The following is a 13213-nucleotide window of genomic DNA, read 5'->3' on the forward strand; positions in this document are numbered from 1 at the left end:
ATGTCGTTCTGCTGATTATACTTAGTAAGTGAGTTGTTTACCAAGTCTACTAGATATCTGCCAAATCCTCTAGCGGTATAATCATAGAAAACTTCATCAGATTCAAAAGTATTTTTGAAAGATGCTTATTACTAGAATGGAGACAGATAAAACTTTAGCTGTTATCCCTCCTAGAGAATATGAAATAATAAAAAAAGCACGTTTGATCGTGCTAGTTTCTTGCCTGCTGAACTCATTAAATCCCAGCCCTTTTGTGGGGCTTTTTTGCTCCCCTTTTTGCGTACTTTGGGGGAGTAAGTAGTAAATAGTAATGTTAGTATTTTTTGTTAAAAAGCGCGTGATATAAGGGTTAGGGGACACTAAGGAAACATAAAAAAATAAGTTTTTAATTATACTACAAAATAGGCTTTTTTGGTAATAGAATTTCACTTTTTTTGGTATAATGGAAAGCAACAATGGACTAGAAAGAAGTAACATGCAAGATAAGATTGTCATCCATGGGGCACGCGCCCATAATTTAAAAAATATCGACGTGGAAATTCCACGTGACAAGCTAGTTGTGGTGACGGGACTATCTGGATCTGGAAAATCTAGCTTGGCCTTTGATACCCTTTATGCAGAGGGGCAACGCCGCTATGTAGAGAGCTTATCAGCCTATGCTCGTCAGTTTTTGGGCAATATGGAAAAACCAGATGTGGACTCTATCGATGGTCTCAGCCCTGCCATTTCCATTGACCAGAAAACGACTAGTAAAAACCCTCGCTCAACTGTAGGAACTACGACGGAAATCAACGACTACCTACGTCTCCTCTATGCGCGTGTGGGAACACCCTACTGTATAAATGGACATGGGGCTATCAAGGCTTCGTCTGTCGAACAGATCGTAGACAAGGTCTTGGAATTGCCAGAACGCCAGCGCTTGCAGATTTTAGCGCCTGTCATTCGTAAGAAAAAAGGGCAACACAAGACGTTGATTGAAAAGATTCAAAAGGATGGATATGTTCGTGTCCGTGTCGATGGGGTTGTCTATGATGTGACCGAAATTCCTGACCTTGAAAAGAATAAGCAACACAACATCGATGTGGTGGTAGACCGTATCATTATCAAAGAAGGTATCCGTAGTCGTCTCTTCGATTCGATTGAAGCAGCCCTCCGTATTGCTGAAGGATATGTCATTATCGATACCATGGGTGACTCTGAGTTGCTCTTCTCAGAACACTACGCTTGTCCAGTATGTGGCTTTACGGTTCCAGAGCTAGAACCTCGTCTCTTCTCCTTCAATGCACCTTTTGGCTCTTGTAATGAGTGTGATGGTTTGGGGATCAAGCTAGAGGTTGATACGGACTTAGTCGTACCAGATGCTAGCAAGACTCTTCGTGAGGGAGCCTTAGCGCCTTGGAATCCTATCTCTTCTAACTATTATCCAAATATGCTAGAACAAGCTATGACAGCCTTCGGAGTGGACATGGATACGCCTTTTGAGGCCTTGTCAGAGGAGGATAAGAATCTCATTTTCTATGGTTCAGATGGTAAGGAATTCCATTTCCATTATGAAAATGAATTCGGCGGAGTTCGTGACATCGATATTCCTTTTGAAGGTATTATAGGGAATATTAAGCGACGTTACCATGAAACCAATAGCGACTACACCCGCACACAAATGCGCCTCTACATGAATGAGCTGACTTGCGGAACCTGTCACGGTTATCGTCTCAATGACCAGGCCTTGTCTGTCCGTGTGGGTGGCGAGCAAGGCCCACATATCGGAGAAATTTCAGACCTGTCTATCGCAGACCACTTGGCCTTGGTGAGCCAGCTGACCTTGTCTGAAAATGAAGCGATTATTGCTCGTCCAATTCTCAAGGAAATCAAGGACCGTTTGACCTTCCTTAATAACGTGGGTCTTAACTATCTGACCCTTTCTCGTTCTGCAGGAACATTATCAGGAGGGGAGAGCCAACGTATTCGCTTGGCGACTCAGATTGGTTCCAATCTCTCAGGAGTCCTCTATATCTTAGATGAGCCGTCTATCGGTCTTCACCAGAGGGACAATGATCGCCTGATTGCCAGTCTGAAAAAAATGAGAGATTTAGGGAATACTCTCATTGTGGTGGAACACGATGAAGATACTATGCGAGAGGCAGATTATCTAATCGACGTCGGTCCTGGTGCAGGGGTCTTTGGTGGAGAGATTGTTGCCGCAGGAACGCCCAAGCAAGTGGCTCGCAACAGCAAGTCTATCACAGGTCAGTACTTGTCAGGCAAACGTGTCATTCCAGTGCCAGAAGAGCGTCGTGTCGGTAATGGTCGTTTTATCGAAGTGACGGGAGTGCGTGAAAACAACCTACAAAATATCACTGCTCGCTTCCCTCTCGGAAAGTTCATTGCGGTGACAGGAGTCTCTGGTTCAGGGAAGTCGACCCTCATTAACAGTATTCTCAAAAAAGCCATTGCTCAAAAACTAAATCGCAATTCAGACAAACCTGGGAAGTTTAAGACTATTACAGGAATCGAGCATATCGACCGTCTGATAGATATTGACCAGAGTCCTATTGGAAGAACACCAAGGTCCAATCCTGCTACCTATACAGGTGTATTTGACGATATTCGTGACCTCTTCGCTCAGACAAATGAGGCCAAGATTCGTGGCTATAAGAAGGGTCGTTTTAGTTTTAACGTCAAGGGTGGTCGCTGTGAGGCTTGCTCGGGTGACGGGATTATCAAGATTGAGATGCACTTCTTGCCAGATGTTTATGTGGCTTGTGAAGTCTGCCACGGAACCCGCTACAACAGTGAGACCCTGGAAGTTCACTACAAGGAAAAAAATATCTCGCAGGTCTTGGACATGACTGTCAACGATGCGGTGGAGTTTTTCCAACACATTCCAAAGATTCAACGTAAACTCCAGACAATCAAAGATGTTGGTCTAGGTTATGTGACCTTAGGACAACCAGCTACGACACTTTCTGGGGGAGAAGCCCAGCGTATGAAGTTGGCTAGTGAACTTCACAAACGATCGACAGGAAAATCTTTCTACATTCTGGATGAGCCGACGACAGGACTCCATACAGAGGATATCGCTCGCTTGCTTACAGTCTTGGCTCGCTTTGTAGACGATGGCAATACAGTTCTCGTCATTGAGCACAATTTAGACGTTATCAAGACAGCAGACCATATTATTGACTTGGGGCCTGAAGGTGGTGTCGGTGGTGGAACCATCATCGCAACAGGAACTCCAGAAGAAGTAGCGGCCAATGAAGCCAGCTACACAGGACAGTATTTGAAAGGAAAGTTACATCATGAATAAACGTGTACAAGCATTTTTAGATAAAATGCAAGAAAAAGAACTAGATGGAATCATTATCAATAACCTTAAAAATGTCTACTATTTGACAGGATTTTGGGGTTCAAATGGGACAGTCTTTATCAGTCGTGACCGTCAAGTCTTGGTAACAGATGCCCGCTATATTATCGCTGCTAAGCAAGAAGTTACCGGCTTTGAGATTTTTGCAGAACGTGATGAGTTGGCAACTATCGCAAAGATTGCAAAAGATATGGGCCTTTCTCGTATCGGGTTTGAAGATGAGATTTCAGTTTCTTATTACCATCGCATGCAAACCGCCTTTGAAGGTCTGGAATTGCTCCCTCAAACTCAGTTTGTTGAAGCCCTTCGTATGATTAAGGACGAGACAGAAATTGCGACTATTCGCAAGGCATGCTCTATCTCTGACCAAGCTTTCCACGATGCTCTTGACTTTATCAAGCCAGGGAAGACAGAAATTGAAATTGCCAACTTCCTTGACTTCCGCATGCGTGAGTTGGGAGCATCTGGCTTGTCTTTTGACACTATTCTAGCTAGCGGTATCAACTCTTCCAAACCCCATGCCCATCCTATGCACAAACCAGTGGAGCTGGGAGAAGCTATTACCATGGACTTCGGTTGCCTTTATGACCACTATGTCAGCGATATGACCCGGACCATTTATCTCGGTCATGTCAGTGACGAGCAAGCAGAGATTTACAATACGGTTTTGAAGGCCAACCAAGCTCTGATAGACCAAGCTAAGGCTGGCTTAGGTTTCCGTGATTTTGATAAAATCCCTCGTGATATCATTGTGGAAGCAGGCTATGGAGAATATTTTACTCACGGTATCGGGCATGGTATCGGACTTGATATTCACGAAGAACCTTACTTTAGCCAAACTTCCAAAGAAGTTATCAAAACTGGTATGGTCTTGACTGATGAACCAGGTATTTATATTGAAGGTAAATACGGGGTTCGTATCGAAGATGATATCTTGATTACAGATACAGGTTGTGAGTTATTAACCCTTGCTCCAAAAGAATTAATCGTAATCTAAGAAAAATGAGATAAATCGTTGACTTTTACTAGTTAAAGGTTTATACTGAAAGGCGGAAACGGTAGGTGAGGCTACCATAGGGATACGGATGACTACCGCAAAGCAGTGGAGACACTACTCGTTGGTCAACAGTCCTGGTCGCGAAGGTCAAGACTAAGCTCATTACATCGCCCTATGGAGTTAAAGCTTGAACGAAAACAGATAATAAGTTTTTTAGTCCTGCCATTTTATGGCAGGACTTTCTGCTGTTTTAGAAGAAAGGAGACAAACGATGCAAATTGACGATCATCCAGAACCGCGCATACACAGCCAATCGCTGATTTGTGTCGTTTTGTCCTTATAAAGCGATTGGTTCCTGTGTATGAAATTATCATTCATACAGATAGGAGAAACCAATGAAAACTACAAAAGAAAGACTAGCAGCAGCTATTCAAACCCCATTAAAAGATAGTCTAGCTTTTTACCATACAAGTCTAAAAGGCTTAGACCAAGAACAAGTCGAAGAAAACCGTGACTTGTATGGTGAAAACACCATTACCAAGGGTCAAGAGGATTCCATCTTTAAGAAGATTTATGAGTCCATTATAAATCCTTTCACAATCATTTTGCTTGTGATTGCCTTTATCTCTCTCGTTACAAACGTTTGGCTTGCCAAACCTGGCCAAGAGGACCCTACGACCTCTATTATTATCGTTGTCTTGGTTTTGATTTCAGGAGGCATCCGTTTTGTCCAAGAGTTGCGGAGCGACAAGGCGACAACCAATCTTTCAAAAATGATTGTCAACACTGCAACTGTTATTCGTGATGGTCACGAGAAAGAGTTACCAATCGATGAGCTGGTTGTGGGAGACCTCGTGAAATTGAGTGCGGGAGACATGATTCCAGCAGATGTCATCTTGTTCGAATCCCGCGACTTTTTCGTTCAACAGTCAGGCTTGACTGGAGAAAGTGATGCAGTTGAAAAGCTAGCTTTAAATAAAGCCACTGGTCAAAATGTAGATAGCCTCTTAGAAGCAGAATCTTTGGCATTCATGGGGACAAACGTTATCTCAGGAAGTGCTACGGCTATGGTTCTAGCGGTTGGGGATGACACCATGATGGGAGCCATCGAACAAACTCTCAACACCTATGATGAGCCAACTTCTTTTGAACGTGAAATGAACAGCATTTCTTGGCTCTTGATCCGCTTGATGCTTGTCATGGTTCCAATCGTGTTTTTCGCAAATGGATTGACCGATGGAGACTGGCTAGAGGCTGGAGTATTTGCCTTGAGCGTCGGTGTCGGACTGACACCAGAAATGCTTCCGATGATTATCACAGCCAGCTTAGCAAAAGGTTCCATTATCATGGCCAAGGAAAAGGTAGTTATCAAAAAACTCAATGCTATCCAAGACTTAGGAGCAATCGATATCCTTTGTACGGATAAAACTGGAACTCTAACGCAAGATGAGATTGTCTTAGAATATCCCTTGGATATCCATGGTGATTTGGATATGGCGGTCTTAAGAAGAGCTTATCTAAATTCACATTTTCAAACAGGTTTGAAAAACTTGATGGACCGTGCCATTATCAGTAGAACAGAAAAAGAAGCCAAAGAACATGCTATTCTACAAAATTTGGATAAAATTTTCCAAAAAATAGATGAACTGCCTTTTGATTTTGAGCGTAGACGCATGAGTGTTATCGTCAAAGATGACAGCAATGTTGTTAGTATGGTGACCAAAGGCGCTTTGGAAGAAATGTTGAACATTTCAACATATGTAGAATACCGAGGAGAAATGATTCCTCTTACTGAAGACATTCGTCAAGAAGTACTGGCAGAAGTTGGTCAATTAAACCGTCAAGGTTTACGTGTATTAGGTGTTGGTTACAAGTCAGGTCTACGTGAAGATTATGCCTATGCTGTGACTGATGAAAGTGACATGATCCTTACAGGTTACCTTGCCTTTTTGGATCCACCAAAACCATCTGCAGCACCCGCTATCCAAGCCCTACTTGAACATGGTGTCAGAACAAAAATTTTAACTGGAGATAACGAAAAAGTAACCCAAGCTATCTGCGAAAAGGTTGGATTGGACGTTGAACATATGCTCTTAGGTGCTGACATTGATCAAATGACAGACCAAGAATTGGCAGAAGTGGTTGAAAAAGTAACAGTCTTTGCCAAATTGTCTCCTGACCAAAAAGCTCGAATTATTCTACAATTGAAGAAAAATGGTCACGGTGTTGGTTATATGGGTGACGGTATTAATGACGCTCCATCCATGAAGGTGGCAGATGTCGGAATTTCCGTTGATACAGCAGTCGATATCGCCAAGGAAACAGCGGATGTTATTTTGCTGGACAAGGATCTCATGGTCCTTGAAACTGGTATCGTTGAGGGCCGTAAGGTCTACGCCAACATGACCAAGTACATCAAGATGACCGTTAGTTCAAACTTTGGAAATATCTTCTCACTACTGGTTGCGAGTATATTCTTGCCATTTTTACCAATGGCTCCTGTTCATCTCATTGTCCTAAACCTAGTCTATGATTTGTCCTGTGTGGCATTGCCATTTGATAATGTGGATCAAGACTTCCTCAAACAACCCCATACATGGGAAGCAAAATCCATTACGCGATTTATGGTTTGGATGGGTCCAATCTCATCTGTCTTTGATATTTTGACCTTTATCTTCCTCTACTTTATCATTGTTCCTTTGGTAACAGGTCATCACTATGTTCATGGGTCAGAATCTGCCCTTCAGTTTATTATCTTGTTCCAAACAGGATGGTTCATCGAATCTATGTGGTCTCAAACTATGGTTATCCATATGCTTCGTACAGCAAAAGTTCCTTTTGTACAAAGCAGACCAGCTTGGCTTGTGATTTTGATGACACTGGTTGCAGCCTTTTTCGTAACCAGTCTACCTTATGGACCGCTAGTAAATATCCTTCGTCTAGCACCCTTAGGGCTTCCTTACTTCTTATTCTTAATCTGTATTATTTTCTTGTATATGTTTAGCGTTACAGTTATTAAGAAATTTTACATTAAGAAGTATAAAGAATGGTTATAGTTCGTATTTTGTCAAGAAAAAAGTTCAAAAATTGCCAAAAAAGTTAAAATTTTTTAAAAATAGGTCGCAAGTCCGATGTTTTTTATGGTATAATAGTTTAAACTGATAGTAACATGTAGCGAAAGGGGTAGGTACATGATCAAAATTTATACAGTCTCAAGTTGTACTAGCTGTAAAAAAGCGAAGACCTGGCTCAATGCCCACCAGTTAAGTTATAAAGAACAAAACCTCGGTAAGGAAGGAATTTCGAGAGAAGAACTACTTGATATTTTGACAAAAACAGACAATGGAATTGCAAGTATCGTATCATCAAAAAATCGTTATGCAAAGGCCCTTGGTGTTGATATCGAAGATTTGAGTGTGAATGAAGTGCTCAACCTGATTATGGAAACACCACGTATCTTGAAAAGTCCGATTCTTGTAGATGAGAAACGCCTACAAGTCGGCTATAAAGAAGACGATATCCGTGCCTTTTTGCCACGCTCTGTCCGTAATGTGGAAAATGCAGAAGCGCGTTTACGTGCGGCTCTATAAAACATCAAGGCTGGGAGCGACTCCTGGCCTTCTCTAATATTTAAATTGGATAACATGTGAGGATTTATGAAAAAGTTAGTCATTGGAACATTCGCAGCACTATTTTTGCTCGTTGGATGTGGTCAGAAAAAAGAAACAGCAGCTTCAACTACTGAGAGTTCTCAGGAAGCTCTACAGTCTACCTTGCCCGTATTAGAAAATGCAACTAAGAATACAGTTGTTACTAAGACCTTAGTTTTGCCAGCTGATGAGAGTGGAGCACAGCAAACTCAAATCATTACTTACAAAGGCAATCAATTTTTAAGCTTGACCATTCAGCAAAAGCGTCCTGTATCAGAAGATTTAAAAACGTATATTTCTGAACGTGGATTAGATGAAGCTAAAAAAGCTCTTAAAGAAGCTGAGGATAAGGATGAGTCTGTGCAAGCAGCTCGAAAAATTTCAGGCTTTACCATCGAAACGACTCTTTTAAATGAGAAAGAAATGGAAACCAAGACTAGCTATGATTTCCAAACGATGGATATTAAAAAAGCCAGTGAAAACGAATACTTGAAGAATGTTGGACTGGAAAATCTATTGAAAAACGAACCAGAGGACTATATTTCTAATCGTGTTGCAAATGGGGCAACAGTCCAGTAAAAAGTCAGAGAAAATCAGCAGAATCAGACTGTGTGATTTGTAGAACGACCGCGAATGTGCTATAATAGTACTATTCTAAGGAAAGAGGGTGTTAGAATGGGATTTACTGAAGAAACCGTACGTTTTAAATTGGACGATTCCAATAAAAAAGAAATCAGTGAAACATTGACAGATGTCTATGCTTCTTTGAATGAAAAGGGCTATAACCCTATTAACCAGATCGTGGGCTATGTTCTCAGTGGAGACCCAGCTTACGTTCCTCGTTATAACAATGCACGAAATCAAATCCGTAAGTATGAGCGAGATGAAATCGTTGAAGAATTGGTCCGCTACTACCTAAAAGGACAAGGAGTCGATCTATAATCTATGAGAATTATGGGATTGGACGTTGGTTCAAAAACGGTAGGCGTAGCGATTAGTGATCCACTTGGATTTACGGCTCAAGGGCTTGAAATCATCCAAATCAATGAAGAACAGGGAGAGTTTGGTTTTGAACGCCTCAAGGAACTGGTTGATACTTATAAGGTAGACCGTTTTGTTGTTGGTTTGCCTAAAAACATGAACAATACCAGCGGACCGCGCGTGGAAGCCAGTCAAGCCTATGGAGACAAACTAGAAGAACTCTTTGGTCTACCGGTAGAGTATCAAGATGAACGCCTAACTACGGTCGCTGCAGAGCGTATGTTGATTGAGCAAGCGGATATTAGTCGCAATAAGCGTAAAAAAGTTATTGATAAATTAGCCGCTCAATTGATTTTGCAAAATTATTTAGATAGAAAATTTTAAGACAGAGGAGAAACTATGTCACACGATCACAACCACGATCACGAAGAACGTGAACTTATTACACTTGTAGATGAGCAAGGAAACGAAACTTTATTTGAAATCCTTTTGACTATTGACGGAAAAGAAGAATTCGGTAAAAACTATGTTCTTCTTGTACCAGTTAATGCAGAAGAAGATGAAAACGGTGAAGTTGAAATCCAAGCATACTCATTCATCGAAAATGAAGATGGAACAGAAGGTGAATTGCAACCAATCCCTGAAGATTCAGAAGATGAATGGAACATGATTGAAGAAGTCTTCAACAGCTTTATGGAGGAGTAAAAACATCCGGGGGATGTTTTTAGCCCAGCTCCTTGAATTAAGAGAGAGCTGGTAGTCTGGGGAACATTTTTACCCTTACGCTAAAAATAAAGATCGTAAGTAAGTCTGGGAGACTGTATCAGCCCTGCGCTAGAAATTAGAAACGCAGGAACATCCAGTGGATGTTTTTACCCCTGCTTCTAGAAATTAGAAACGCAGGCAGTCCAGTGAACATTTTTATCCTTACGCTAAAAATAAAGACCGTAAGTAAGTCTGGGAGACTGTATCAGCCCAGCTCCTTGAAACAAGAGAGAGCTGGCGAGTTCGGGGATGGTTTTTAGCCCCGCGCTAGAAATTGGAAACGCAGGCAGTCTGGGAGACTGTATCAGCCCAGTTCCTTAAAATAAGAGAGAACTGGTAATTTCGGGGAACGTTTTTAGCCCAACTCCTAGAAACTGGAGAGAGTTGGAACGTCCGGGGGACATTTTTCTCCCACACTAGAATTAAATACTAGCTAATGAAGTAAAAAGCGAAGAGAATCTTCGCTTTTTTGTTAAGGATTAAGGAGATTAAGCGTGTTTGAAGTAGAAAAATGGCTTCATAGTCGAATCGGTTTGAATTTTAGATCAGGTTTGGGGCGGATGCAGAGTGCGGTAAACTTGCTGGGAAATCCTGAGCAAGCCTATCCTATTATCCATGTGACAGGGACAAATGGAAAAGGTTCAACCATTGCCTTTATGAGAGAGCTCTTTGTTTCTCATGGTAAGAATGTGGGAACCTTTACTTCCCCTCACATTGTTAGCATTCATGATCGGATTTGTATCAATGGTCAACCCATATCGGACGTAGACTTTATCCGTTTAGCAAATCAAGTTAAGGAAATGGAGCAAAGACTTCTAGAAACCCACGATCAGCTATCTTTTTTTGAATTGTTAACTGTGATTGCTTTGCTTTATTTTAAAGAACAAGAGGTGGACCTAGTTCTATTGGAAGTTGGAATTGGTGGCTTGCTTGACACGACCAATGTGGTGACTGGAGAGATCGCAGTTATTACATCAATCGGCCTAGATCATCAGGAGACCTTGGGCAATAGTCTGGAAGAAATCGCAGAACAGAAGGCAGGGATTTTTAAGCCAGGAAAGGTATCAGTGATTGCAAACTTAGCTCCTGAAGCCCAGCTCGTTTGTCAAAAGATAGCAGAAGATTTAGATGTCACTCTCTATCAAGCTGACCGAGATTTTTCTTTCAAATCAGGACATTTTTCTTCTTCTTCTCTAGCGGATTTGACCCGACTAAAACTGGGTTTGGAAGGAGCTTATCAAGAGGAGAATGCTGCTTTAGCTTTGCAGGCATTTCTGTTGTTTATGGCAGCGAGAGGTGAAAAGATCAATGAGGAAGTTGTCCGGTGTGCTTTGAAAACAACCAGATGGGCTGGGCGTCTAGAAGCTGTTACGGAGCACATTTATCTAGATGGTGCCCATAATCTACCGGCTTTAGAACGATTGGTTGAATTTATCCAGGAAAAAATTCAGCAAGGTTATCATCCCCAAATCCTTTTTGGAGCTTTAAAGCGTAAAGATTACAGTGGCATGCTTGCTTATCTGACAGATCATTTACCTGATACAGCTCTCTATGTGACGAGTTTTGACTATCAGGGATCTTTGGAGGAGCAGGATTTGAGCGGCTATCATAGAGTTGCTTCCTATCGAGACTTTATAGATGATTTTGAAAAGTCTGCAGGGGAGAAAGACATACTGTTTGTTACAGGTTCCCTCTATTTTATATCTGAAGTTCGTGCCTACCTTATAAAAACATAGTTGCTTGATAGACCTTGTTTCCTTTATTTGATATAGTATAAGTAGAATAGTTCTGCAGTTTTTCTGCCTTTATCTCCTGAAAGAAAGGAGACATTATGTCACTAAAAATATTTACACTTTCTCTTGCTACTGTAGCAAGTCTTAGTCTTTTAGTTGCTTGCTCGTCAACAACTAAGTCGACACCTTCATCCCAAGCAAGCACTAGCTCTGAAGCGAGCACTAGTCAAGTATCAGAAACCAGTGCTTCTAGTTCTACTACTAGTGCAAAGACTGACACAACTACTAATATAGATGGGACCTACAAGGGGCAAGACGAGGGTGATAGCATTACTCTTATAGTCACTGGAAATACCGGAACGTGGACAGAAGTTGAAGCGGACGGAGATCAAGAGGTTAAGAAGGTGACCTTCGAACCAGAAAATCAGAGAGTCTTTATTGGAGACGATATCAAGATTTATGTGGCAGAAGAGAAACAGATTATTATCGATGACATGGACCGCGAGGCTTCAGATCGTATCGTTTTAAAGAAATAGACATCATTTGTAGGGATTTGGATCTGTAAAAGACGGATTCAAATCCTTTTTCGTTGACTTTGAGCTCAAAAAAATTCCATACTTTTAAGGTAGCTAATGTCTACCACAAAAGTATAGAATGAGTGAAATTAAAGAAATCGTTCTTGTAAAAACTGAGCGACGCCATCTTCTTCATTGGTCAATGGTAATTGCTCGTCTGCGAAAGGTAACAGAGCAGGATTAGCATTTTTCATGGCATAGCCTTTACCTGCAAAAGAAAGCATCTCTTGGTCATTGTGTTCGTCACCAAAGGCAATCAAATTCTGTTTGTCTATATTCATGACCGTGAGAAGATATTCAAGGGCAAAGGCCTTGTGAACTCCTTTGGGAGTACATTCGAGGATGTTTAAAGGACCACCCCAAGTGTTAATATTGAGTTGGTGCTTGTAAAACTGATTCATCTCTTCTGCTAGGGCATATTTGTCACTTGCGCGAGTCTGCAATAAAATGCAGTTAGGATCCTTGGTGACAAGTTCAGAATTAAACTGATTTTCAGGTCTGAAGTTTTCAACACCAAATAGCCTAGGGTCGGCAATGTCCTTGTCTGGAGCTGTAATGTAAAACTTTTTACGGTATTCACCTGCGATAAAGTCGGCCTCGATTTCCTCTTTTCGTTGAACCATATCTAAGAGATACTTTTTATCAACAGTCAGGCATTTTTCATGCTCCCAAACCTTACCAGGCAAGTGAGTGAGTGAACCATTGAAATTGATCATAGGCGTTTCAAGTTCAAGCTGGTCATAAAAATCTTTAGCCATACGATAAGGGCGACCTGTTGCAATCACGACATGGTGGCCCTTTTTAGATATTTGTTTGATAGTATCCTTGGTAAAATCCGATAATTTGCTTTCGCCATTAAGTAAGGTTCCGTCCAAGTCGACGGCAATCATTTTTTGGGTCATAAGATCCTCCCGAATCTAGTTTCAGATAAGATGTTTTCTATTATATCAAAAAGCGGAGAGAAAAGCTGACTCTAAGTGAAATGCGGGAGAACAATATCTATTAGTGTTTTTTAATTTTTGGTAACTTCTAAAACTAACTTCCAGTTTCCTACAACCTAGCTTTTAGTATGAGAAAAACGCGTGAAATCAGTGGAAATTCGTCTTAGACTAACTTCCACTGGTTTTCTTTTTCTTGATATATAAGGG

Annotated in this window: 11 protein-coding genes and 1 riboswitch; of the genes, 10 read left to right on the forward strand and 1 reads right to left on the reverse strand. The window is 41.3% G+C overall.

The window, feature by feature from the left end; genetic code table 11:
- Positions 1-475 precede the first annotated feature (475 nt).
- From uvrA to QM928_RS08395, 10 genes are all read left to right on the forward strand, one after another.
- A complete protein-coding gene (gene uvrA / locus QM928_RS08350) occupies positions 476-3307 on the forward strand; it encodes an excinuclease ABC subunit UvrA (protein ID WP_414294996.1) in 2832 nt (943 codons plus the stop codon).
- Positions 3300-4361, forward strand: a complete 1062-nt coding sequence (locus tag QM928_RS08355; RefSeq protein ID WP_414294997.1) for a M24 family metallopeptidase — start codon at positions 3300-3302, stop codon at positions 4359-4361. The genes uvrA and QM928_RS08355 overlap by 8 nt, the downstream gene beginning before the upstream one ends.
- Positions 4362-4414: 53 nt before the next feature.
- Positions 4415-4568: riboswitch (M-box (ykoK) riboswitch) on the forward strand.
- Between the two features lie 188 nt (positions 4569-4756).
- On the forward strand, positions 4757-7417 hold the full coding sequence (gene mgtA, locus QM928_RS08360; RefSeq protein WP_414294998.1) for a magnesium-translocating P-type ATPase: 2661 nt from the start codon (positions 4757-4759) through the stop codon (positions 7415-7417).
- Positions 7418-7552: 135 nt separating this feature from the next.
- Positions 7553-7951: a transcriptional regulator Spx gene (gene spx / locus QM928_RS08365; protein WP_000591164.1), complete on the forward strand. Its 399-nt coding sequence runs from the start codon at positions 7553-7555 to the stop codon at positions 7949-7951.
- 66 nt (positions 7952-8017) lie between these two features.
- Positions 8018-8590: an SP0191 family lipoprotein gene (locus QM928_RS08370; protein WP_281335271.1), complete on the forward strand. Its 573-nt coding sequence runs from the start codon at positions 8018-8020 to the stop codon at positions 8588-8590.
- 96 nt (positions 8591-8686) lie between these two features.
- Positions 8687-8953 (forward strand): IreB family regulatory phosphoprotein, encoded by a 267-nt coding sequence (locus QM928_RS08375; RefSeq protein WP_000507060.1) that lies wholly within the window; start codon positions 8687-8689, stop codon positions 8951-8953.
- Between the two features lie 3 nt (positions 8954-8956).
- Entirely contained in the window at positions 8957-9376 is a 420-nt protein-coding gene (gene ruvX / locus QM928_RS08380) for a Holliday junction resolvase RuvX (RefSeq protein WP_281335272.1), read from the forward strand.
- Between the two features lie 15 nt (positions 9377-9391).
- Complete coding sequence (locus QM928_RS08385) at positions 9392-9697, forward strand: DUF1292 domain-containing protein (RefSeq protein ID WP_000017624.1); 306 nt, start codon at positions 9392-9394, stop codon at positions 9695-9697.
- Between the two features lie 554 nt (positions 9698-10251).
- Positions 10252-11493, forward strand: coding sequence for a bifunctional folylpolyglutamate synthase/dihydrofolate synthase (locus QM928_RS08390; protein ID WP_371607902.1), 1242 nt, complete (start codon positions 10252-10254; stop codon positions 11491-11493).
- A gap of 95 nt (positions 11494-11588) precedes the next feature.
- Complete coding sequence (locus QM928_RS08395) at positions 11589-12026, forward strand: SP_0198 family lipoprotein (RefSeq protein ID WP_414294999.1); 438 nt, start codon at positions 11589-11591, stop codon at positions 12024-12026.
- 128 nt (positions 12027-12154) lie between these two features.
- On the opposite strand, the gene QM928_RS08400 is transcribed toward QM928_RS08395, so the two are convergent.
- Positions 12155-12967, reverse strand: coding sequence for a Cof-type HAD-IIB family hydrolase (locus QM928_RS08400; RefSeq protein WP_414295000.1), 813 nt, complete (start codon positions 12965-12967; stop codon positions 12155-12157).
- Positions 12968-13213 lie beyond the last annotated feature (246 nt).

Origin of the sequence: Streptococcus infantis (assembly GCF_047460405.1) — a bacterium.
GTDB lineage: Bacteria > Bacillota > Bacilli > Lactobacillales > Streptococcaceae > Streptococcus > Streptococcus infantis_Q.